The sequence below is a fragment of the Mesorhizobium sp. CAU 1741 genome (genome assembly GCF_039839275.1).
Lineage (GTDB): Bacteria > Pseudomonadota > Alphaproteobacteria > Rhizobiales > Rhizobiaceae > Aerobium.
On record NZ_JBDOQP010000001.1, the window covers coordinates 300,999 to 323,613 of the forward strand.

General features: G+C 62.8%; 23 protein-coding genes. 12 read left to right on the plus strand and 11 right to left on the minus strand.

What is annotated here, in order from left to right:
* Nucleotides 1-6 precede the first annotated feature (6 nt).
* From lpdA to AAFN84_RS01480, 4 genes are read right to left on the minus strand one after another with little or no spacing between them, the layout of a single operon-like run.
* Nucleotides 7-1,404, minus strand: a complete 1,398-nt coding sequence (gene lpdA / locus AAFN84_RS01465; RefSeq protein ID WP_347512600.1) for a dihydrolipoyl dehydrogenase — start codon at nt 1,402-1,404, stop codon at nt 7-9.
* Nucleotides 1,405-1,408: 4 nt separating this feature from the next.
* Entirely contained in the window at nt 1,409-2,725 is a 1,317-nt protein-coding gene (locus tag AAFN84_RS01470) for a dihydrolipoamide acetyltransferase family protein (RefSeq protein WP_347512601.1), read from the minus strand.
* Entirely contained in the window at nt 2,726-3,739 is a 1,014-nt protein-coding gene (locus AAFN84_RS01475) for an alpha-ketoacid dehydrogenase subunit beta (RefSeq protein WP_347512602.1), read from the minus strand. It lies immediately after the preceding gene.
* Nucleotides 3,740-3,741: 2 nt separating this feature from the next.
* Nucleotides 3,742-4,974, minus strand: a complete 1,233-nt coding sequence (locus AAFN84_RS01480) for a 3-methyl-2-oxobutanoate dehydrogenase (2-methylpropanoyl-transferring) subunit alpha (RefSeq protein ID WP_347512604.1) — start codon at nt 4,972-4,974, stop codon at nt 3,742-3,744.
* Nucleotides 4,975-5,380: 406 nt separating this feature from the next.
* Here AAFN84_RS01480 and AAFN84_RS01485 point away from each other — a divergent pair, with 406 nt between their 5' ends.
* From AAFN84_RS01485 to AAFN84_RS01495, 3 genes are read left to right on the plus strand one after another with little or no spacing between them, the layout of a single operon-like run.
* The gene (locus AAFN84_RS01485) at nt 5,381-6,235 is read left to right on the plus strand and encodes an endonuclease/exonuclease/phosphatase family protein (RefSeq protein ID WP_347512606.1); all 855 of its coding nucleotides are present in this window, start codon (nt 5,381-5,383) and stop codon (nt 6,233-6,235) included.
* Between the two features lie 20 nt (nt 6,236-6,255).
* Entirely contained in the window at nt 6,256-6,558 is a 303-nt protein-coding gene (locus AAFN84_RS01490) for an XRE family transcriptional regulator (protein ID WP_347512607.1), read from the plus strand.
* 55 nt (nt 6,559-6,613) lie between these two features.
* The gene (locus tag AAFN84_RS01495) at nt 6,614-8,263 is read left to right on the plus strand and encodes an MFS transporter (protein WP_347512608.1); all 1,650 of its coding nucleotides are present in this window, start codon (nt 6,614-6,616) and stop codon (nt 8,261-8,263) included.
* Nucleotides 8,264-8,277: 14 nt separating this feature from the next.
* Here the strand turns inward: AAFN84_RS01495 and AAFN84_RS01500 are convergent, their stop codons facing one another.
* Entirely contained in the window at nt 8,278-9,750 is a 1,473-nt protein-coding gene (locus tag AAFN84_RS01500; RefSeq protein WP_347512609.1) for a protein adenylyltransferase SelO, read from the minus strand.
* Between the two features lie 116 nt (nt 9,751-9,866).
* Here AAFN84_RS01500 and AAFN84_RS01505 point away from each other — a divergent pair, with 116 nt between their 5' ends.
* The 5 genes from AAFN84_RS01505 to hpaH are packed head-to-tail and all read left to right on the plus strand — an operon-like array spanning nt 9,867 to nt 14,448.
* Nucleotides 9,867-10,253 carry a 5-carboxymethyl-2-hydroxymuconate Delta-isomerase gene (locus AAFN84_RS01505; RefSeq protein ID WP_347512610.1) on the plus strand — a complete coding sequence of 129 codons (387 nt, stop codon included), beginning with the start codon at nt 9,867-9,869 and terminating at the stop codon, nt 10,251-10,253.
* A gap of 9 nt (nt 10,254-10,262) precedes the next feature.
* Complete coding sequence (gene hpaE, locus AAFN84_RS01510) at nt 10,263-11,774, plus strand: 5-carboxymethyl-2-hydroxymuconate semialdehyde dehydrogenase (protein WP_347512612.1); 1,512 nt, start codon at nt 10,263-10,265, stop codon at nt 11,772-11,774.
* Nucleotides 11,775-11,778: 4 nt separating this feature from the next.
* A complete protein-coding gene (gene hpaD, locus AAFN84_RS01515; protein ID WP_347512614.1) occupies nt 11,779-12,759 on the plus strand; it encodes a 3,4-dihydroxyphenylacetate 2,3-dioxygenase in 981 nt (326 codons plus the stop codon).
* A gap of 19 nt (nt 12,760-12,778) precedes the next feature.
* Nucleotides 12,779-13,651, plus strand: coding sequence for a fumarylacetoacetate hydrolase family protein (locus tag AAFN84_RS01520; protein ID WP_347512615.1), 873 nt, complete (start codon nt 12,779-12,781; stop codon nt 13,649-13,651).
* On the plus strand, nt 13,648-14,448 hold the full coding sequence (gene hpaH / locus AAFN84_RS01525) for a 2-oxo-hept-4-ene-1,7-dioate hydratase (RefSeq protein ID WP_347512616.1): 801 nt from the start codon (nt 13,648-13,650) through the stop codon (nt 14,446-14,448). The genes AAFN84_RS01520 and hpaH overlap by 4 nt, the downstream gene beginning before the upstream one ends.
* Nucleotides 14,449-14,466: 18 nt before the next feature.
* Here the strand turns inward: hpaH and modC are convergent, their stop codons facing one another.
* Genes modC through modA form a run of 3 tightly spaced genes read right to left on the minus strand, consistent with a single transcriptional unit; the run spans nt 14,467 to nt 16,990 of the window.
* Nucleotides 14,467-15,549: a molybdenum ABC transporter ATP-binding protein gene (gene modC, locus AAFN84_RS01530; protein WP_347512617.1), complete on the minus strand. Its 1,083-nt coding sequence runs from the start codon at nt 15,547-15,549 to the stop codon at nt 14,467-14,469.
* Entirely contained in the window at nt 15,549-16,226 is a 678-nt protein-coding gene (gene modB / locus AAFN84_RS01535; RefSeq protein WP_347513767.1) for a molybdate ABC transporter permease subunit, read from the minus strand. Before modB ends, modC begins: the two co-directional genes overlap by 1 nt.
* A gap of 38 nt (nt 16,227-16,264) precedes the next feature.
* Nucleotides 16,265-16,990, minus strand: coding sequence for a molybdate ABC transporter substrate-binding protein (gene modA, locus AAFN84_RS01540; protein WP_347512618.1), 726 nt, complete (start codon nt 16,988-16,990; stop codon nt 16,265-16,267).
* Nucleotides 16,991-17,208: 218 nt separating this feature from the next.
* On the opposite strand from modA, the gene AAFN84_RS01545 reads away from it, so the two are divergent.
* Both AAFN84_RS01545 and AAFN84_RS01550 read left to right on the plus strand, forming a co-directional pair.
* The gene (locus tag AAFN84_RS01545; RefSeq protein ID WP_347512619.1) at nt 17,209-17,919 is read left to right on the plus strand and encodes a BA14K family protein; all 711 of its coding nucleotides are present in this window, start codon (nt 17,209-17,211) and stop codon (nt 17,917-17,919) included.
* Nucleotides 17,920-18,004: 85 nt separating this feature from the next.
* Entirely contained in the window at nt 18,005-18,202 is a 198-nt protein-coding gene (locus AAFN84_RS01550; protein ID WP_347513768.1) for a hypothetical protein, read from the plus strand.
* Here AAFN84_RS01550 and AAFN84_RS01555 read toward each other — a convergent pair.
* Nucleotides 18,199-18,633 (minus strand): MarR family transcriptional regulator, encoded by a 435-nt coding sequence (locus AAFN84_RS01555; RefSeq protein ID WP_347512621.1) that lies wholly within the window; start codon nt 18,631-18,633, stop codon nt 18,199-18,201. The genes AAFN84_RS01550 and AAFN84_RS01555 overlap by 4 nt on opposite strands.
* A 122-nt stretch (nt 18,634-18,755) precedes the next feature.
* Between AAFN84_RS01555 and AAFN84_RS01560 the strand changes: the two genes are divergently transcribed.
* Both AAFN84_RS01560 and AAFN84_RS01565 read left to right on the plus strand, forming a co-directional pair.
* Nucleotides 18,756-19,178 (plus strand): organic hydroperoxide resistance protein, encoded by a 423-nt coding sequence (locus tag AAFN84_RS01560; RefSeq protein WP_347512623.1) that lies wholly within the window; start codon nt 18,756-18,758, stop codon nt 19,176-19,178.
* Nucleotides 19,179-19,241: 63 nt separating this feature from the next.
* Nucleotides 19,242-19,733: a hypothetical protein gene (locus tag AAFN84_RS01565; protein WP_347512624.1), complete on the plus strand. Its 492-nt coding sequence runs from the start codon at nt 19,242-19,244 to the stop codon at nt 19,731-19,733.
* A gap of 518 nt (nt 19,734-20,251) precedes the next feature.
* Here the strand turns inward: AAFN84_RS01565 and AAFN84_RS01570 are convergent.
* Together AAFN84_RS01570 and AAFN84_RS01575 are read right to left on the minus strand one after the other, a co-directional pair.
* Complete coding sequence (locus tag AAFN84_RS01570; RefSeq protein ID WP_347512625.1) at nt 20,252-20,755, minus strand: hypothetical protein; 504 nt, start codon at nt 20,753-20,755, stop codon at nt 20,252-20,254.
* A 13-nt stretch (nt 20,756-20,768) separates the two neighbouring features.
* On the minus strand, nt 20,769-22,121 hold the full coding sequence (locus AAFN84_RS01575; RefSeq protein ID WP_347512626.1) for a hypothetical protein: 1,353 nt from the start codon (nt 22,119-22,121) through the stop codon (nt 20,769-20,771).
* Nucleotides 22,122-22,615 lie beyond the last annotated feature (494 nt).

The window sequence follows — 22,615 nt, forward strand, 5'->3', positions numbered from 1 at the left end:
GCCGCGTCAGATGTGCAGCGCATGCCCCAATGCCTTGAGCGCGGCTTCCTGAAAGCCTTCGCTCTGGGTCGGATGAGCATGGATCGTGCCGGCGATGTCCTCCAGCCGGGCGCCCATCTCGATGGCAAGCGAGAAGGCGGCCGATAATTCCGAGACACCGGAACCGACCGCCTGGATGCCAAGCACCAGGTGGTTGTCGGCCCGTGCCACCACGCGCACGAAACCGCTTTCTCCCTGCAGCGTCATGGCGCGACCATTGGCTGCGAAGGGAAACTGTCCGATCTTGATCTCCGCCGCGCCCGCGCGCGCCTCGTCCGGTGACAGGCCGACGCTGACCACCTCCGGATCGGTGAAGCAGACCGCAGGCATCGCGCGCTTGTCCCAGCTCCGGCGGTTGCCGGCGACGATCTCCGCTACCATCTCGCCCTGCGCCATCGCGCGATGCGCGAGCATCGGTTCGCCGGTGACGTCGCCGATGGCGTAGATGCCACGCATGGACGTCCGGCACTGGTCGTCGATGCGGATGAACGGGCCTGTCAGGTCGAGGTCGATTTCCTCGACTCCCCAGCCCTGCGTCGCGGGCTTGCGGCCGACGGTCACCAGCACGTGGTCCGCCGGGATATCGCGTTCGGTACCGTCGGCGGTTTCCACCAGCAGCGCGTCGCCCTTCGAGGAAAGTCCCTTGGCCTTTGCGCCTATCAGCACCGCAACGCCCAACTCGTCGAGACGCTTCGATACCGGCCTGGTCAGCTCGGCGTCATAGAGTGGCAGGATGCGATCCTGCGCCTCCACGATCGTGACGCTCGCCCCCATCTTGGCGAACGCCGTGCCCAGTTCGAGGCCGATATAGCCGCCGCCGACGACCGCCAGTGTTTCCGGCACTTTTTTCAGCGCCAGCGCCTCGGTCGACGAGATGACCTTGCCGCCGAAGGGCATGAAAGGCAGTTCCACCGGCAGCGAGCCAGTGGCGATGACGATGGTCTCGGCGCGGATCACCTGTATTCCGGTTTCCGTCTCGACCTCTACGGTCTTACCGTCACGGAATCTCGCCCAGCCCTGGACGGACTTGACCTTCGCCTTCTTGAGCAGGCCGGCGACGCCGGTGTTGAGGCGGCCGACGATGCCGTCCTTCCAGGCGACGGTCTTCTTCAGGTCGATGGCCGGCTCGGAGAGCGAGATGCCGAGCGGATCGCCGCCTTGCGCCATCTGCGAGACCTTGAGGTACTCGTCAGCCGCGTGGATCATCGCCTTCGACGGAATGCAGCCAACGTTAAGGCAGGTGCCGCCCGGCTTTCCCGCTTCCACGATGACCGTATCGATACCGAGCTGCCCCGCCCGGATGGCGCAGACATAGCCGCCCGGTCCGGAGCCGATGACGAGAAGCTTGCAGGTGATTTCCTTCATCTGGTCAATCCACGAATATCATCGCCGGCGTCTCCAGCAGCGTCTTGATGCGCTGGACGAAGACGGCGGCATCCCAGCCGTCGATAACGCGGTGGTCGAAGGAAGAGGACAGGTTCATCATCTTTGCCGGCACAAACTGCGTGCCGTCCCATAGCGGGCGCACCATGATCTTGTTGACGCCGATGATCGCGACTTCGGGGTAATTGATCACTGGCGTGGTGGCTACGCCACCCATGGCGCCAAGCGACGTGATAGTGATTGTCGAGCCGGTGAGCTCCTCGCGCGTGGCCGTTCCCGCCCGTGCCGCTTCCGCAAGGCGGGCTGCTTCCGTCGCGCAGTCCCAGAGGTCCCGCGCCTCGGCATGACGGACGACAGGAACGACGAGGCCCGACGGGGTCTGCGCCGCGATGCCAACATGCACGCCGCCGTGACGGTGGATGACGCCGGCGTCGTCGTCATACAGCGCGTTGAGCTGCGGCTGGTCCGCGATCGCCTTGACCATGGCGCGCATCAGGAAAGGCAGGATGGTGAGTTTCGGCCGGTCGGGGCGTTTTTCGGCGTTCAGCCTTGCGCGCAGGTCTTCCAGCGCCGACACGTTCACCTCCTCGACATAGGTGATGTGGGGAATGCGCGACTTGGCCAGCGCCATCTTCTCGGCGATCCTGCGCCGCAGGCCGACAACCTTGACCTCATCCACGGAGGTGTCACGGCGAAGGCCGGTAGCGACGGGCTGACTGCCGCGTGCGATGAACTGGTCGAGATCGTCATGGGTGATCCGCCCGGCCGGGCCGCTGCCCGGCACCTGTCGCAGGTCGATGCCGGCATCCTTGGCACGCAGCCGTACCGCCGGCGAGGCGAGCGGCCGCTCGCCTTCTGCACGGGGGGCTCCTGCCTTCGAGATTGGCGGAGCCGATTTCGCCGCGACCTTCGGCTTGTTCGCCTTGGGTGTCTCGCTTTCCTTGTCCGGTTTCTTCTCGCCCGCCGCTGCGGGTGGAGGCGGCACGGTCTCGCCTTGCGGCGCGAGGCCTTCGGCGACCGGCGCCTCGCCTTCACCATCGTCCATCGGAGCCGGCGCATCTCCGGCAATGTCGATCTTCACGATCGGCGATCCGACCGCGACCGTTTCGCCGATCTCGGCGCCGAGCCACGAAACCGTGCCTTCCACGGGAGACGGGATTTCGACCGTCGCCTTGTCTGTCATCACGGCGGCAAGGACCATGTCCTCGCGCACGGGGTCGCCCGGTTTCACGTGCCATTCGACAAGTTCGGCCTCGGCCACGCCTTCGCCGACATCCGGCATCTTGATGACGTGCTCGGCCATCTACGCCTCCATCACTTCGACGAGTGCCTCGCCGACGCGTTTAGGACCAGGGAAGTAATCCCATTCCTGCGCGTGTGGGTAGGGGGTGTCCCAGCCGGCGACACGCGCAATCGGTGCCTCGAGATGGAAGAAGCAATGCTCCTGCACCAATGCGGTCAGTTCGGCGCCGAAGCCGCTTGTCAGCGTCGCCTCATGGACCACTACACAACGTCGGGTTTTCTTCACCGAAGCGACAATGGTGTCCAGGTCGAGCGGCAGCAGCGTTCGCAGGTCGATCACCTCGGCGTCGATGCCGGTGTCGTCTGCCGCAGCCTGAGCGACATGCACCATCGTGCCGTAAGCGAGCACGGTCACGGCGCTGCCTTCGCGCCGGACTTCCGCCTTGGCGAGAGGGACCGTGTAGTGGCCGTCCGGCGCCTCTCCCAAGGGGTGTTTCGACCAGGCGGTCACCGGGCGGTCGTGATGGCCGTCGAATGGCCCGTTGTAGAGCCTCTTGGGTTCGAGGAAGATGACAGGGTCGGGGTCCTCGATTGCAGCAACCAGAAGGCCCTTGGCATCATACGGATTTGACGGCACCACAACCTTCAGGCCCGAGACGTGCGTGAACAGCGCCTCCGGGCTCTGGCTGTGCGTCTGGCCGCCGAAAATGCCGCCGCCGGTCGGCATCCGGATGACGATCGGGCACGTGAACTGTCCGTTGGAACGGTAGCGCAGGCGCGCGGCCTCCGAAACGATCTGGTCGTAGGCTGGATAGACATAGTCGGCGAATTGCACTTCCACGCACGGGCGCAGACCGTACGACGCCATGCCGATCGCCGCGCCGACGATGCCAAGTTCGCTGATCGGTGCATCGAAACAACGTGTTCTGCCGTATTTCTGCTGGAGGCCGGCAGTGCAGCGAAAGACGCCGCCGAAATAGCCGACATCCTCGCCGAAGACGACGACATTGTCGTCGCGCTCCATGGTCACGTCCATCGCCGAACGGATCGCCTCGATCATCGTCATGCGCGGCATGTCTACACCCCCGCCTTCTGGCGCTGCCGGCGCAAGTGCGGCGGCATCGTCTCGTAGACGCCTTCGAACATGTCGCGTGTCGAAGGTTTGCCTCCGGAATGCAGGGTCCCGTGCTGTTCGGCTTCCTTCTGGGCGGCGATCACCGTGTCGAGGATTTCCGCCTCCATCTGCTTGTGGCGGTCGTCGGTCCACGCACCGCGCCGGATGAGGTGGTTCTTCAGCCGGATGACGGGGTCGCCAAGAGGCCAGGAATCGGATTCGGTCTTGGGCCGGTATGCGGATGGATCGTCGGATGTGGAGTGCGCGCCGACGCGGTAGGTGACGTATTCGACGAGCGTTGGCCCGAGGTTGCGGCGGGCCCGTTCCGCGGCCCATTTCGCCACCGCATGCACGGCCAGATAGTCGTTGCCGTCGACGCGCAGGGCCGGGATGCCGAAGCCGTGGCCGCGCGCTGCGAAGGTGCCGGATCCGCCTCGCGCGATGCCCTGGAAGGTAGAGATCGCCCATTGGTTGTTGACGATGTTGAGGACCACCGGTGCCCGGTAGGTCGAGGCGAAGACGAGTGCGGCGTGGAAGTCGCTCTCGGCGGTCGAGCCGTCGCCGATCCAGCCAGCGGCGATCTTGGTGTCGTTCTTGATGGCCGAGGCCATCGCCCAGCCGACGGCCTGGATAAACTGCGTGCCCAGATTGCCCGAAATCGAAAAGAAGCCGTGCTCCTTCGACGAATACATGATCGGCAGTTGCCGACCCTTCAGGGGATCCGCCTCGTTGGAGTAAATCTGGTTCATCATCTCGACCATCGGATAGCCGCCGGCGATCAGCAGCCCGGCCTGGCGATAGGTCGGAAAATTCATGTCGCCCGGCTCAAGCGCCTTGCGAAACGCGCAGCTCACGGCTTCTTCGCCCATATGCTGCATGTAGAACGACGTCTTTCCCTGTCGCTGGGCCATCAGCATGCGCGCGTCGAAAGCGCGCAACGTCATCATGTGGCGCAGGCCTTCCATCAGTTCCTCGTCGTTGAGGCTGCCGGCCCACGGGCCAACGGCTTCGCCGTCGCGATTGAGCACGCGGATGATGGAATAAGCGAGGTCGCGCATGTCGCGCGGATCGACGTCGATCGGCGGTCGCTCGACCGAGCCGGCTTTCGGAATGACGACCTTCGAAAAGTCGGGCGTGTCCCCCGGTCGCACCTCCGGCTCCGGTACATGAAGGCTGAGCCCTTGCCCGTCGGCCATCTTTTCCTCCTCGCATCGCACGCCCCGGTTCGACCGCCAGCTAAGGCCAAGAATTCAGGCTTGTCTACAGTACCCAACCTGGCTCACCTGTATCAGGCATCAAGGTCCGCTTCGCGACGCATCGCCGTATTTGCGAAGATTTCGGCATTAGCCTTGCCGCCGATTGTTTGTTTCGTGATCGATGATGCGAACGCAGGGATTGTTCGACAGCATCTTGTTTCGACGCGGCGAAAAAAGTTGCGGAACCGGGACAGCGGATCGGTGTGGCGGGCGTAAAAGTGAAACCATTTCTGGAACTAACGCTTATTGAGACGTATGGTCGTCCCAAAAGCCCTCAAGCCCGTCTGATTCCTGACGTCCGGTTCACGGTGGTGCGTAGCAGGGTGTCCAGGAGAATCAGTACGCGATGTTGCGGACCAAGCGTCAGGCGATGAAGTTCGTCCAAGCAGTGAGCCCTTATGCGGTTTCGACCTTGCGTCGCGAAAACCGAAGTTACCGGGCTCACGGACATGACGGTGACAACGTCGATGCGGTCATCGCCTCCTACAACATCCATAAGGCCGTGGGTCTCGACCGGCGCTTCGATCCAAGCCGGATCATATCGGTCATCCGCGAGATCGATGCCGACGTGATCGCGATCCAGGAAGCCAACCAGCGCTTTGGCGCACGGGCCTGCCTGCTCGACCTCGGCAATCTCGAACGCGAATGCGGCCTCGTACCGGTGCCGCTGGAGGAAGAAGGACAAAAACACGGCTGGCACGGCAACCTGATCCTGTTTCGCAATGGCGAGGTGACCGACGCACATCGTCTCGACCTGCCCGGGGTCGAACCACGCGGCGCCATGATGATCGACCTGACCCTCAAATCCGGACCCCTGCGCATCATCGCCGCGCATCTCGGCCTCTTGCGGCGATGCCGCGAACAGCAGGTCGAAACGCTGGTCCGGCTGGCCGAACCAGCGGATGGGCGTCCGACACTGTTGATGGGTGACCTGAACGAATGGCGCCTGGGCTCGCGCTCGGCGCTCAAGGGGCTTGAGCCGACATTCGGCCCGCTCCACGCGACGATACCCAGCTTTCCTTCACGCTTTCCTCTGCTGCCGCTTGATCGCGTGCTGGCGAAGCCGCACAATCTGATCTCAAGTGTGGAACTGCACGACACGCCGCTCGCGCGGATCGCCTCCGATCACCTGCCGATCAAGGCAGGCATCAGATTGGCCGAGGCCGATCGCGTCAGACAGGACCTCGATGCAGTCGCCTGACGAGGGGGAGGGAACGGCAAATGATGATCACGGGTGCCCAATGCCGGGCAGGGCGTGCGCTCGCGGAGCTTTCGCGCGAGGTTCTAGCGAAACTCTGCGGTGTCGAGGAGACCATTATTGAACGCTTCGAACGACAACTGGCCGTGCCCGATGATACCGTCATTGCCGGAATTGCCAGCGGCCTCGAAGAAGCCGGTATCGTCTTCATTCCGGAAAATGGCGGCGGAGTCGGTGTCCGATTGAAGTTCAACGCTTCCGAGACGAAGCGATTGTCGACCCTTGAGGGAGAGGGCGGCCGCGCCGCACTCGACGACGTACCGTGAGGCGTGCCGCCCGCCCGCCCTTTGTGCCGATCGAGATAGCGGGCACCCGACAATCGTGACCGCCGCCGCCAACCTGCCGCCGCTCGCCCCGTTCCGCCACGCGGTCTTCCGCTCGATCTGGTTCGCCAGCCTGGCCTCCAATTTCGGCTCGTTGATCCAGACCGTCGGCGCGGCATGGATGATGACGCTGATCTCCAGTTCAGCGGACATGGTTGCGCTGGTTCAGGCTTCCACAGCGCTGCCGATCATGCTGTTCTCGCTGATCTCGGGTGCGATCGCGGACAATTTCAACCGCCGGCACGTGATGCTCATCGCCCAATGCTTCATGCTGGTCGTATCGGTGCTCCTTGCTGCGACGGCGTATCTGGACCTGATGACGCCGTGGCTGTTGCTCGTCTTCACCTTCCTGATCGGCAGCGGTACGGCGCTAAACAATCCGTCGTGGCAGGCCTCGGTCGGCGACATGGTTCCGCGGTCTGACCTGCCGGCGGCGGTCGCGCTGAACAGCATGAGCTTCAACCTGACCCGAAGCGTCGGGCCGGCGATTGGTGGTGCGATCGTGGCTGCCTTCGGCGCCGCGGCCGCCTTCGCCATAAACGCGATGAGCTACCTCGCCATCATCGCCGTGCTGGTTCGCTGGAAGCCGCCGGCGAGCACCAACACCCTGCCACGCGAAACGCTGGGTCTGGCGATCGTTGCCGGGCTTCGCTACATCGTGATGTCCCCGAATCTCGAGAAGGTCTTGCTGCGCGGCTGTGTCTTCGGCTTCTCGGTGATATCCGTCGTTGCCTTGCTGCCGCTCGTGGCGCGCGATCTGCTCGACGGGGGCGCGCTGCTCTATGGTGTGCTATTCGGGGCCTTCGGCATCGGTGCCGTGGTCGGCGCGTTGGCGACCGGCTCCATCCGTGAAAAGTTTTCAACGGAATGGATCGTTCGGCTTTCTTTCTGCGGTTTCGCGATTTGCGCGCTGACCGTTGCGGCGAGCCCCGTCGCCTGGTTGACTTTCCTGGCTCTGCTCGTCGGCGGCGGCTGCTGGGTGATCGCCCTTTCGCTGTTCAACATCACGGTCCAAATGTCGACGCCACGCTGGGTGGTGGGACGTGCGCTATCGCTTTACCAGACGGCCGTCTTCGGCGGGATGGCTCTCGGTGGCTGGATCTGGGGCCTGGCGGCGGAGTCCTATGGTCCCGCCATCGCCCTGTGGATCGCGGCCACCGTGATGATCGTCGGAGCCGCGCTCGGCATGGTGCCGCGGCTGGCCCTGCCGGCGCTCGCGTCGCTCAATCTCGACCCGCTCAACCGCTGGAAGGAACCGCGCGTCGAGCTCGACATCAAGCCTCGCAGCGGGCCGGTCAAGATCATGATCGAGTATGTGATCCGTGAAGAACGCGTGCCGGAATTCATGGAAATCATGGCCGAGCGCCGACGCATCCGCAAGCGCGACGGCGCGCGGCGCTGGAGCCTGATGCGCGACATGGAGCATCCGGAACATTGGGTGGAGAGCTACCACCTCCCCACCTGGCTCGAATATGTGCGCCACAACCAGCGCATGACGCATGCCGATGCGATCGTCGGCGACAGCATTCGCCAGCTTCATTCGGGTTCGGAACCGCCGCGCGTGTGGCGGATGATCGAACGTCCGACAAACCGGCATGCTTCGGACGGCCAGCCGAAGGGAATGATCGACCTCCACCAGCAGGGGTGAGCCCTGCGGTTCGATCAGGTGCCGCAGAAGGTCGCCAGCACGCGCTCCTCGTCGCGCGGCGGCTGGGCATAGCGCTCGTTCCCCGGCTGCTCGTCGAACGGGTTGGCAAGCACGGCCACAAGCTGTTCGAAAGGCGCGAAGTCGCCGCTTTCGGTGGCTGCCTTGATGACTTCCTCGACACGATGGTTGCGGGCGATGTATCGCGGGTTCGTCGCACGCATGATCGCAGCGCGTTCGGTTTGATGCTCCGGTTCCCGCGCCAGGCGATCGCGCCAGCGCGCGGCCCAGTCGTCGAATGAAGTGGGGTCTATGAAGTGGTCGCGCGCGCGCGCCTTTCCTTCCGGTGCGTCGAGCTCGTTGGCGAGGTCCCGGAAGGTGAGCGTGAAGTCCGCGCCGTTCTGCGCCATTCGTTCGAGCAGGTCCGCGGCCAGCGCCATATCTTCTCCCTGCTCGGTGAGAAGTCCCAGCTTGCGGCGTATGCCGGCGTGAAACGCCGTCTCGTATCGCTGCTGGAACGTCCCCAGCACTGCCTGCGCTTCTTCCAGCGCCGCATCGCCTTCGCCGATGATCGGAAGCAGCGCCTCGGCGAGGCGCGCAAGGTTCCAGACCGCGATGCGTGGCTGGTTGACATAGGCGTAGCGTCCCGCGTGGTCGATGGAACTGAACACGGTGGACGGGTGGTAGCTGTCCATGAAGGCGCAGGGACCATAGTCGATCGTCTCGCCCGAAATGGTCATGTTGTCGGTATTCATCACCCCGTGGATGAAGCCGACGAGCATCCAGCGTGCGATCAGTTCCGCCTGGGCCGCGACCACCGCGTCGAGCAGGCCGAGATATCGCGCTTCCTTGTCGGCGAGATGTGGATAGTGACGGTCGATGGCATAGTCCGCCAGTGTCCTCAGTCCTTCGACATCGCCGCGTACAGCGAGATACTGGAAGGTGCCGACACGGAGGTGGCTGGCTGCCACGCGCGCCATTATGGCGCCGGGTAGCCGCGTTTCGCGATAGACCGCTTCGCCCGTGGTGACGGCCGCCAGCGTGCGCGTCGTAGGGATGCCCAGCGCATGCATCGCTTCGCTGACGATATATTCGCGCAGGATCGGACCGAGGGCCGCGCGCCCGTCGCCGTTGCGCGAAAAGCGGGTCGGTCCCGAGCCCTTGAGCTGGATATCGCGTCGGTGACCCTCACGGTCTACGACTTCGCCGATCAGAAGCGCGCGTCCATCCCCGAGTTGCGGCACGAAATTGCCGAACTGATGTCCCGCATAGGCCTGCGCGAGCGGGCGAATACCCTGGGGGAAGCGATTGCCAGCCAGCATCGCGACGCCTTCTTCGCTCGCGAGGTCGTCCGGATCGAGCCCCAGCTCATGCGCAAGCGACACATTGAGCTTGATGAGCATTGGGGCCGCGACCGGCGACGGGGCGGTGAAGGCGTAGAACCGCTCGGGCAAGTCCGCATATGTGTTTTCGATGCGTAGCGTGTGCATGGTAGCTTCATCCTGTCCTTCGCCTACAGATAGGATGCCGCTGCCGCGAGGACTACCCGTTGACGTCGGGTTCAATTTTATTTAACAAGTTAAAGAAATACGACAGGGAGGCATAAGTGCCGCACTTCACTTTCGAATACTCGGCAAATCTTGACGATCAGATCGACGTACAGGGCCTGTGCGATGCGACGCTTGAAGCCGCGCTCGCGACCGGCCTTTTCGAAGTCGGCGCCGTGCGTGTCCGTGCGATACGGTGTGACCATTATGCCATTGCCGATCGTCTTGCGCAAAATGCTTTTCTCGACCTGTCGATCCGGGTCGGTGCCGGGCGCTCGCCCGAAGCGTGCAAGCAGGCCGGGGAGGCGGTGTTCGCGGCGGTTGCAGGCTACTGTGCGCATCTTCTCGAAGCGCCGCACTTCGCCATGTCGGTCGAGTTGCGCGAGATCAATGCCGCGCTGAGCTGGAAGCGCAATGCGATGCATGCGCGCTTGCGCGGTTCCTGAGGAGCGACCATGGCGGATCTTGAAGTCAATCTTGACAAGGCAGCAAGCTATCTGGCGCGCTTCCGCGACGAGGGCGTGAAGAACCAGATCGCCGGCAGCGCGGTGGATGCCGCGGATGGCTCCACCTTCGAAACGATCTCACCGGTCGACCTCAAGCCGCTCGCGAAGGTCGCGCACGGAAGGGCAGAGGATATCGACCGCGCCGCCAAGGCAGCCAGGGCGGCATTCCCCGACTGGGCGCGCATGGATGGAGACAAGCGCAAGAAACTCCTGCACCGCATTGCCGATGCGATCGTCGAACGGGCCGAGGAGATTGCATTTGTTGAGTGCATGGACACCGGTCAGGCGTTGAAGTTCATGTCCAAGGCCGCCTTGCGCGGCGCCGAGAATTTCCGCTTCTTCGCCGACCGCGCACCCGAGGCACGAGACGGCAAGGCGCTGCATGGGCCGGGCCAGGTCAACATCACGACGCGCGTGCCGATCGGTCCCGTCGGCATCATCACGCCGTGGAACACACCGTTCATGCTGTCGACATGGAAGATCGCGCCGGCGCTGGCTGCCGGCTGCACGGTCGTTCACAAGCCCGCCGAGCTCTCGCCGCTGACGGCGCGGCTGCTCGTCGAGATCGCAGAGGGTGCAGGGCTTCCTGCCGGCGTCTGGAACCTGGTCAACGGTTTCGGAGACGAGGCTGGCAAGGCACTCACGGAGCATCCTGATATCAAGGCGATCGGGTTTGTCGGCGAAAGCCGCACAGGTTCGGCGATCATGAGACAGGGTGCCGACACCCTGAAGCGCGTCCATTTCGAGCTCGGCGGCAAGAATCCAGTGGTGGTCTTTGCCGATGCCGATCTCGACCGCGCAGTCGACGCCGCGGTCTTCATGATCTACTCGCTGAATGGCGAGCGCTGCACCTCATCTTCGCGTCTGCTGGTCGAGGCATCGATCTACGAGGAGTTCACCGCCAGGGTCGCCGAGAAGGCCAAGCGGATTAAAATCGGTCATCCGCTCGATCCCACGACGGTGATCGGACCGCTCATCCATCCGGATCATGAGCGCAAGGTGCTTTCCTATTTCGACCTTGCTCGGGACGAAGGCGCCACGATCGCCACCGGCGGTGTCAAGGCGGACCGTGAGGGCTGCTATGTGGAGCCCACGCTGTTCACGGGTGCGCGCAACGACATGCGCATCGCGCAGGAGGAAATCTTCGGGCCAGTCCTGACCGCGATCCCCTTTGCCGACGAGCCGGAGGCGTTGGCGCTCGCCAACGACGTGTCATACGGCCTTGCCGGTTATCTCTGGACATCGGACGTGACGCGCGCGTTCCGCTTTTCGGAGGCGATGGAAGCCGGCATGATCTGGGTCAATTCGGAGAATGTGCGCCATCTGCCAAGCCCGTTCGGCGGCGTGAAGTCCTCCGGAATCGGGCGTGACGGCGGCGACTGGTCGTTCGATTTCTACATGGAAACGAAGAACATCGCTTTCGCAACCACGGCGCACGCGATCACCAGGCTTGGCGGGTAGGGCGATGCCGGTTCCAGCAGCAAATCACTATCCCCCCTTCAATGTCGTGCGGTTGAGCCATGTCGAGTATGTCGTGCGCGACCTTGCCGCCAGCAAGGCGTTCTACGCCGACACGCTTGGTCTGCAGGTCACCCACGAGGACAGCCAGACACTCTGTCTTCGCGCCATGGAGGAGCGTGGCCACCATTGCATCGTGTTGAAGAAGGGCGCCGACCCGGTCGCCAACGTGCTCGGTTTCAAGGTCTATTCGGAAGAGGACGTCGACCGCGCCGCACACTTCTTCAAGGAGAAGGCGCTTCCGGTCGCGTGGATCGAGCGGCCACATCAGGGTCGTACACTGCGCACCGCCGATCCGTTCGGCGTGCCAATGGAATTCTACCACCGCATGGACCGGCTGCCGCCGATACACCAGAAATATGCGCTTTATCGCGGCGTGAAGCCGCTGCGCATCGACCACGTCAATTGTTTTTCGACCGATGTCGACGGGTCGGTCGCATTCTGGAACGCAATCGGCTTCCGCGTCACCGAGTATACGCAGGATGCGGAGACAGGCCGGCTTTGGGCCGCGTGGCTTCACCGCAAGGGTGGCGTCCATGACATCGCCTTCACCAACGGGCGCGGGCCGCGCCTGCACCATATCGCATTCTGGGTGCCGACGCCGCTCAACATCATCGACCTGCTCGACCTGATGTCCACCACCGGCTATCTCGGGAACATCGAGCGCGGGCCTGGACGCCACGGAATCTCCAATGCATTCTTCCTGTATGTCCTCGATCCTGACGGGCATCGAGTGGAGATTTACTGTTCTGACTATCAGACGGTGGATCCCGACCTGGAGCCGATAAAGTGGGATCTCAAGGACCCGCAGAGGCAGACATTATGGGGCGCACCGGCGCCGAAAAGCTGGTTCGAGCAAGGCACGGCCTTCGAAGGCGTCACCGTTTCCGACCCGATCCTCAAAGCCCAACCGATCGTGGCGCCGTGACCGAATGGGAATGCTGAACATGTCCGCAGCTCGCTTCGTTACCTTCACCGCTGCCGGAAAACAGCGCTACGGCCTGGTCCGCGAGGACGGCGTGGTCGACCTCTCCGCGCTTCACCCGGAATGGCCGACCCTGCGCGAGGTGATCGAGGCCGGCGGGTTGCGGCGACTTTCTGATGAGGGCGCGGCGCTTGCCGCCGATTTCGCCGAGGCGGATATCGCCTACCAGATACCTGTTCCCGCGCCACAGAAGATCATCTGTGTCGGAGTGAACTATCCGGACCGCAACGCCGAATACAAGGATGGGCAGGAGGCGCCGCCGAATCCCTCGCTGTTCGTGCGGTTTCCGGGCTCGTTTGTCGGTCATGGATCGCCGCTGGTGCGCCCACGCGTCTCCGACCAGCTCGACTATGAAGGCGAGGTCGTCATCGTCATCGGCAAGCCGGGGCGCCACATCGCCGAGGCGGACGCGTTTGACCATGTCGCCGCCATATCGCTTGCCAATGAAGGCACCATCCGCGACTGGGTACGCCACGCCAAGTTCAACGTCACGCAAGGCAAGAACTTCGACCGTTCCGGCTCGATCGGGCCCTGGCTGGTGCCATTCGAAGACGAGGCGCAGATCGCCGACATCCGGCTGACCACGGCGGTGAACGGCGAGATAAGGCAGGACGACCGCACCAGCCGGATGATCTTCTCGTTCCGAAGGATCATCGCCTACGTTTCGACCTTCACCACGCTTGTCCCTGGCGACATCATCCTGACGGGAACACCGACGGGAGCCGGCGCGCGCCATGACCCGCCATTGTGGTTGAAGCCGGGCGATGTGATCGAAGTCGAGGCCGAGGGAATCGGCATGCTCCGCAATGGTGTCGTCGACGAGGAGCCGCAATGACGCCGGCCGAGATCGAAGCGGCGGCCGCTGCGCTCGACGACGCCGAACGGAGCGGCAGACAGATAGGGCTTCTGTCGCTTGCCCATCCGGGTATGTCGATGGACGACGCCTACGCCGTCCAGGCCGAGTGGGTTCGAGGAAAGCTTGCTGCCGGCCGCCGGGTCATCGGCCACAAGATCGGCCTCACGTCGAAAGCAATGCAGCAGGCGCTGAATATCAACATTCCCGATTCCGGCGTGCTCTTCGATGACATGCTGTTTGGCAACGGCGCGACTGTACCGGCGGGCCGTTTCATCCAGCCGCGCGTCGAGGCCGAGATCGCCTTCGTGATGAAGACCGATCTAGTGGGCGACGACATCGGCGTAACGGAGGTGCTCGCCGCAACCGACGCCATTGTCCCGTCGCTCGAAATTCTCGACACGCGGATCCTGCGAGTCGATCCAGAGACCCGGCGGGCAAGAAACATCTGCGACACGATCGCTGACAATGCCGCGAATGCAGGGCTCGTGCTGGGCGAGGGGCGCTTCTCGCAAGACGCGGTCGACATGCGCTGGGTAGGCGCGATCGTCAGCCGCGATGGCGAGGTCGAGGAGACAGGGCTCGGCGCTGGCGTGCTCAATGATCCCGCTGCCGGCGTCGCGTGGCTGGTCAACCGGCTGGCGCTCTATGGCAAAGGGCTCAAGGCAGGCGAGATCGTTCTGTCAGGTTCATTCATTCGCCCGATTGAGGCACCGCCCGGTAGTGAGATCGTCGCGGATTTCGGGGCTTACGGCATCGTGAGCTGCCGCTTCGGCTGATCGCTGGATGGCTCGCCTCTATCTGTTGGCGGCCAGTGAGACGCCCTTGATCTGGGCGATGACCGTTTCGCCCTCGCTCAGGCCCAGCGCCTCCAGCGACCGGCGGGTGATGCGCGCGCGTATCGGTGCCGGTGCCGTCGCTCCGATGTCGAGACGGATGCTGGCTTCGGCGTCGCCGAGCGGCTCGATGGTGACAACTCTCGCAGACACCGCATTGAGGATGCTGCTCTGGTCGTGCCGGTTGCGGGCAATGGAGACGTCGCTGGCCGCTATGCGGATGCGCACCGCGTCGCCGGGTTGCAGGCCCTCCGCCAGAAGCAGGAATTCGCTGCCCGCCACGTCGAGCACGGAAATGCCGTCGGCATCGTTTCGAAGCACGGTTGCGGGCAGCACAGCGGCAAAATCCCGTCTTGCCGCCAAAGGCGAATGCGGCGCGGCCAGAACGTCGTTGAGCGGCCCGGATGCGAGCACGCGGCCTTCGCGCAACAGCACGAGGTGGTCCGCAAGTCTTTCGACCTCGGTGATATCGTGGGTGACGAGCAAAATCGGGATCTGCAGGTTCGCGTGCAACGCCTCGAAATAGGGCAGGAGCTCATCCTTTGCGATGCGATCGAGCGCCGAAAGTGGCTCGTCCATAAGAAGCAGTTGCGGCTGCGATAGCAGCGCGCGTCCGATGGAGACACGCTGACGCTCGCCGCCCGAAAGATTGTGTGGTGCGCGGTCGATGAGGTGGCCGATGCCGAGCAGGGACACGATGTCGTCGAACCGGATGTGTCTCTCGGCGATCCTGGCGCGTTTCTCGCCATAGGTGAGGTTTTGCCGCACGGAAAGATGCGAAAACAGGCTCGCCTCCTGAAGCACGTAGCCTAGCGCGCGCTTGTGCGTTGGCACGAATTCGGTCTCGTCCTGCCAGACCTGATCTCCGACGGCGATGCGGCCGGGAATGCGGTTGAGGCCGGCAACCGAGCGCAGGATCGACGTCTTGCCGCAGCCGGACGGGCCGAACAGGGCCGAGATGCCATGCATGGGCAGCGTCAGATCCACGGCAAGGCGGAAGGCACCCAGTTGGCCGTCCAGCGAGATCTCTATGCTGTCGCTCATCAAAAGACCTTCCGGCCGGACCGGCGCGCCAGCAAGGACACGGCAAGTATGACGGCGAAGGAGAATACCAGCATGCCGAGCGACAGGATGTTGGCTTCGCGCCAGCGCAGTGTTTCGACGAAATCGTATATTGCGATCGACAGGACCTTGGTCTCTCCGGGGATGTTGCCGCCGATCATGAGGATGACGCCGAACTCGCCGACGGTGTGCGCGAAGCCGAGCACGGCGCCGGTCACCAGGCCCGGCACGGCAAGCGGCAGCGCCACGCTGAAGAAGCGGTCCCATGGCGAGGCACGAAGGGTTGCGGCAACTTCGAGCGGGCGCGCGCCCATCGCTTCGAAGGCATTGCGCACGGGCTGAACCATGAATGGCAGCGAGGAGATTACCGAGCCGACCAGCAGCCCCTCAAAGGTGAAGGCGAAAGTGCGCATGCCCACCCACGGGCCAACCCAGCCACCGAGGCCCTGTGGGCCGAGTAGAAGGAGAAGATAGAAACCCAGCACCGTGGGTGGCAGGACGAGCGGCAGCGCGACGATGGTTGCTACCACTTCCTTCCAGCGCGACGTCGTCCAGGCAAGCCACCAGGCGATCGGCGTGCCAACCAGCATCAGCAGGATGGTGGTGACGGCGGCGAGCTCGACGGTGAGCAGTATCGGCGACCAGAGCTCCTGAGACAGCGTTGGCTCCCCTTCTTCAGTCGGCGGAAACTAGCCGATCAGCGGTCGAGCGCGTAGCCATATTTTTCGATGATGGTGCCGGCCTCGCCGCCCTTCAGGAAATCCAGAAAGGCGATGGCGGCCAGATTGTCCTCGCCGGACTTCAGCAATACCGCATCCTGGCGGATCGGCTGGTAATGCTCCTGCGGAACGACCCAGCGCGAGCCGGATTGAGCCTGCGACACCAGGCCTAGGGCGACGAACCCCACTTCCGCATTGCCTGTCTCGACGAACTGGAACGCCTGGCCGATGTTCTGGCCCTGGACGATCTTCGGCTGCAGCGCATCGTACACGCCCAGCGACCGCATCGTCTCGACGGCGGCCTTGCCGTAGGGCGCGGTTTCCGGATTGGCGATGGCGATGCGGGTGAATTCTCCAGCCTCGAGGGTCGCCGCCCCACTGACCTTGCCTTCGTCGATGGAGTAGAGCACCAGTTGGCCGATCGCGTAGGTGAAGACACTGCCATCCGTGCCGTGGCCGTCTTTCACCGCGAGCGACGGGCGCTGGTCGTCGGCAGCGAGGAACACCTGGAATGGGGCGCCCTGCGCGATCTGCGTATAGAGCTGACCGGTCGCCCCGAAAGACAATATCGCCTCGTGCCCGGTAGCCTTGGCAAACGCCGCCGCGATGTCGTTCGCGGCATCAGTGAAATTCGCCGCAACTGCAACATTCACTTCATCCGCTCGCGCGCCCGCGGCGAGTGACAGGCCGATCGATAGTGCCATCAGGAGGCGCCGCATCTCGAACCTCAATATATTCATTCGAATATAACGGTATCGATAGCTCGATTGCGTAGCCGTTGGCAAGCGCCGTTGGCCGCAATTCTCCAGATGGCGCTCGCGAGGTGATTCGATGGCTTTTTTCGGGAACCGGTCGCGCCGGGCTGCATTCTCCCCCCAACAAGAGAGAGCATTCTCCAACAATCACACAGAGGAGCGATATCGTGAAAGCCCTGCTAGCTACCGTATCCGGATTTGCCGTCGCCATGGTGCTGTTTGGCGGAGGCGTTGCCGTGGCCACCGGAGTGATCATGGTCGACGATGCGCCGCAGGCACGCGCAGCCAACGATGTCGCCCAGGTCTGGACAGGTAAGCCGCGTCCTGTCGACGTTGACGCCCAGGCGTTCGAGCGTGTCGGCCCGCCGGTGGTCACTATGGCAGAAGAAGTCGACGGCGCTCCGGCCGATGACGGGAGCTCCAATGAGGCCCTCATGGCATCGGCTGATCCCGGAGTCGACACGATGACCACGGCTGCCTACCAGCCCGCCGAAGAAGCGCAGATGGCCGTCGACGAAGCTCTGATCGAACTGCACACCGCCCATGTCGAATGGTGTTCCAGCCATTACCGCTCATATGATCCCGACAGCGACAGCTACCGGCCCTATAGCGGCGGCTTCCGCGCCTGCGAGTCGCCTTACTCGGAAGAGATGGCGGCTTGGGACGCGCCTGAATATGCCACCCCTGTCGACAGCGCCTACAGCCAGGTGGAAGACGCTTCCGTACAGACCGCCAGCTTTGGCGGCCAGCAGGGCGATAGCCGGTTTGGCATGACGCCGGAGCATGTCCGTTCATGTTTCGACCGCTATCGCTCGTATCGCGTCGAGGACAACAGCTACCAGCCCTATGGCGGCGGCCCCAGGCAGCAGTGCGAATAGTTCAAGTCGCAGTTTTCTACGGTGAAACCGGATGGCCTGGCTGGGCGTTGATTGCTGGCGCGATGATGCGCGGGAGGAATTCAGCATGGCCAAAACAACCACGTCCAAGACCCTGTCCAAGAAGGGCACCGAAGCTGGCCGCAGCCTGCATGCCGCGGCTGCCAAGGAAGAGCGGAAGGTGGAAGGCGAGAAGGGCAGCGACCTGAAGAAGGGCGCCGCCCGCTTCGAGGAGCGCGCGAAAAGCGCCAACGGCAAGGGCGCGAAGAAGACGCAGACAGATTAGGTGTCGACCGTCAGGGCTGCACGCAGGCGCCGGATTTCCTGATTGAGCGAGATCATCTTTTTGGCCGTCATCCCGGCTTTGGCGAATAGCGCCTCGCCAAGGCAGCGGCTGCGCTCACTCAGCGCTTTTCCCTGCTCAGTCAAATCAACCCGTACGCTGCGTTCGTCCTCCACGCTGCGCGTACGGCGGACGAGTGAGGCTGCTTCCAGGCGCTTGACCAGCGGAGTGATGGTGCTTGGCTCGAGGTCGAGCCGAGCCGCAATCGTACCGATGCTCAGTCCATCCTTCTCCCACAGGACGTTCAGCACCAGATATTGAGGGTAGGTGATCCCGAGCCCATCGAGCAGCGGCTTGTAGAGCCGGCTGACAGCCAGTGATGTCGAATAGAGCGAGAAGCACAGCTGGTCCTCGAGCGAGATTGCTTGGGTCATGGTTCTGCGTATCACGCAATTGTTTATCGCGGCAAATAAAAACTGGACAGGCAGGTCACTTCGCGTTACGAAGATGATTATCGCGATAATGAGTATCGCGACCGCAATCCAAGGAGGCCGATGTGCCAGTCAATGTTCTGTACAGCACCAACGCAATGTCCACCGGAGGACGTGACGGCAAGTCTTGCATAGATGGCGGACGAGAGATTCCGCTGTCCACCCCGAAGGAGTTGGGCGGTGGCGGGGGAGACGGCGCAAATCCTGAACAGCTTTTCGCTGCCGGCTATTCTGCCTGCTTCCTCGGCGCCCTCAAGGCCGTTGCACCTCAAATGAAGCTCAGGGTTCCCCAAGATGCCGCGGTCACCGCAACCGTCGGTATCGGGCCGCGCAGCGAGGGCGGTTTTGGCATCACCGCCGCGCTGGCGATCAGCCTGCCGGGCCTTTCCCGCGACGACGCGGAGCGGCTGGTCGAAGCCGCACATCAGACGTGCCCCTATTCGAACGCGACCCGAAACAACCTCGATGTCGCATTGACGCTCGTCTGAGCTCTGATCAAGCAGCTCCACCTGCACCCGGGAGCCTTGCCGGGTTTGCGGAAAGGAAGACATATGTTCGGAATTACGCCTCTCGGCTGGCTGCATACGCTGGGTAGCCTGCCTGCCATCCCCGCCGCCGCCTATATGCTTGTCCGCCATGGTCGGATCGTCCCGCGCTCCATCGCCGGCCGAATATACTTCGTATGCATGGTAATCGGCGCGCTCACTGTCTTCCTCGTAGCCAATGCGCCGGAAAGCCCGATCATCGGAGCGGCCACCCTCGTGATTCTCCTTGCCGGGTACATCATAGGCAGGGTCACGGCCCTAGGCCGCGTCCGCTGGTATCTGGAAACTTTTTTCCTGACCCTCACGGTGTTCCTGCTGATGGTTCCGACAGTCTCCGAAACACTGCGCCGTGTTCCCGATGGACACCCGATCGTGACGGATCCGAACTCACCGATCCTGAAGGGAGCTCTCGCAGGCCTCGCGGCGATGCTGGTACTCGGTCTAGCCGCGCAGTTCATCTACCTCTTCAGGTACAAGGTGAGCCGCAAGGCCCCCTGACCAGCGCTGTGTGAGGCATGGATCCAGCTACGAAAAGCCAGAGATTCGTTTTCTGCCCAGCGCCGGCACCATGTCTCTCCCGCTTCCTGGCGACATGGCTGCTGGCAGGGCGCGTGCCCAAATGCATTTCAGGCCCGATCCTGCGATCGGGCCTGAGGCATTAGACCGTTGATTTCACATAACTATCAGGAGCAGCCCGAAGTGCTTCCGCAATAATATGAAGGGGTGAGGAAAAAAGGCTATAAAGAATAGCGGGTTAGCACTTGGCATACACGCTCCTCGTATGCCGGGACCATGGGTGATCGGAAGGACTAGGAGTGACTCCGTGATGTCCTCATCCCCACTGGCGGTGCTGTGCTGTATGATTGGCGGTGTGCGGCACGCGCTGAAGCCGCCCGCGACGTGTCGTTGAGATCTCTGGTGGCAAGTCAGCTTCAGCCGAACTCCAGCGCCAGAACCAAAGGTTGGCTCAGACCGGAGTAGGATCAAACCTCGCCTCTGGTCAGCTCGAGGAGTGCCTATTGCTGCCGCGGTCGCTCTCGATCAGCCAGCGCCCGGTGCAGATCTCTGATGTCAGCCTCCAAGCGCTCACATTTCAGTCGGAGCTCTGACAGCTCTCCGGACTGTTCGGCGAACTCCAGTTCGGCTTCTGCCCATCGCTGTCTAATCTTGTCGAGCTCGGTGTTGGCTTCGTCTGCCCGCTGGGTGACATGCCTTCGAATGTTGGTGTGACCGGTGATGGTGCCTTCAAGCGTCTGCGTCACCCATTCCCGCAGCTCGGCTCGCAACGCTGCGTGGCGGGGCTTTGCGAGCAACGCTCGATCCAAGCCCGCCCTTCTTAACACCTCTTCGATAGACAAACGCCCGCCAGCGTTCGGATAAACTCCAGAATTGCGCGCAATTTCCTTTGCGATGATCTTCTTGGCACGTTCGATCCTTGAGACCGTAGCCTCGCGCTTCTTATTGGCCGCTTGGCGGCCGTGCTCTGCAATAGTAGTCGGTTTGTCTCGATTAGCTGACATGTCTGAACCGCCGCTACAAATCGTGGCTGGACCGGCGCCCATCCCATATGGCACGTGCGACGGGACTTTCGGCCATGATTTGGTTTCGGACGTCCGGCCAGCGCTTCAACTGGGCGAGGATTTGCCCGTCGAAGTAAGCAACCTGGAGATCCGCCCCAGCAGTGGAAGCTTGGTCGCGGTCACGTAGCAGTCCCCGCAGAGCGCGGAGGCAGTCGGCCTTGGCTCGGGCAAGCTCTAGCCGGTGATCGCAGCCGGTATCGCAGTTGCCGGGATCGGGTGCACCGCTGCCACGGGTGCACGGACCAAATTGACCGAGCCCCTTCGTGCACAACACGCCCTCGCGCACCGAAGCCCACAGTCTTCCGTTGAAGGTGAGGATGGCGATCGCCTCAGCCATTGTTTCAGCCCCCAGCTCTTCCTGCCCTCGGCGCATCTTCAAGCCATTCAGGCCACTTCGGAGCGGTTCCGCCGCCTGCCCCCCGGCCCTGCCGGCTTCAACATCCACGATGGCCTCTTCAGCGAGCGCATACGCAATTTCCTCGGCTATTCGCTGGACCTCTTCGGCGATGGAGGGATTCGAGAGGATGTAGTGGAGCGTGATCTCGAGATCCCTGTGCCCAAAAAGGTCCATCAGCACTTGTGGAGCCGCCGCGACACACAAGGCGATCAGACGAGCGATCGTGTGTCGCCAACGGTGAGCATGGGGTCTTTTTGGCCCTGAAAGGGCAGTCAGCCCCAGCTTCTTGATTGCCTCGACTATGGGTTCGGTTGCGTTTCGCAGCGGCGAGCCTGCGGGCTCGGCCCCATCCACCAACAGCATCCACAGATGCGTGCCTTCTTCAGGGCGGATGACCTTGGCAATCTTCTGTTGGATCTCCAAGGCCTTGATGGCGCGCGGATGTAGTGGCCAGTCCCGATAGGTTCCACCCGGCAAGGGTTCGTACTTGAACGTGCGCGCGTTAGGCCGCTCCGGATCTTCAGGAGATACGGAATTGTCATCGACGTCCAGGTTTTCGCTAGACCGCGCTCCATCGCAGAACGAAAGCGTGCAGAAATTCAGCGCTTGGATGATGCCGACCATGACGTTGATGCTTGTGGCATCGCGAGGCGGCCAGACGGCCGTTATCTCCCTCTTCCGGCCGACCTTGACTTCCCAAGGAAGCTCAGTGAGCGGGCGTCCGTCAGCATCCTTCCAAGGGAAGCTCGCGATTATGAAACGGCGTTCTTCGATAGTTCGAGGATTGGACGTGGTGCGACCCGATCGTGCGGCAACGGCCGCGTGTTCTCTCAGCTCAGCCCAGCAATCAATGACCTGCGCCGCGAGGTTGTCTTGAAGCCAGATTGCCCGGCCCAGAACCGCCGTCACGAATTCATCGGAGAATGGCTCAGTCTGCGACTTTGGCTTCTTTTGCGTCGCTTCCTTTTTTCTTTCTCCACGACGTGACGGCTCGCTCGTCTGCGTAGGCCGACGATGTTGGTGAGGGGCTCTCCGGATGTTTGGAAAATCCGATAGCAGTCCCCGTTCTCCATACGCCGCCAAATCTATGATCAGGGAGAGAGTTTGTCTTCGATACTCCGCAGAAGCGGTCATCCCGATGATGGCGCTCCACTCGTCTCTATCGAGATGTGACCAAAGTCCCTCCTCCCTGTCGGGGAAGTGCTCGACAATGCATCGGCCTAGCTTTATCGACTGCCGAGCTCGCGCCAGCCAGGTCGATGGACCAATGGTTCGAATTCCGGTCAGCGTCCGGCGCGGCAGGGACAGTGCCAACAGGGCTCGACACAGGCTTTCGTCTTGGGGATGCAATTCATTGATCTCAGAGTGCTCCCGTGTCCTCGGCGTCAAGCTTCTGAAGCTTT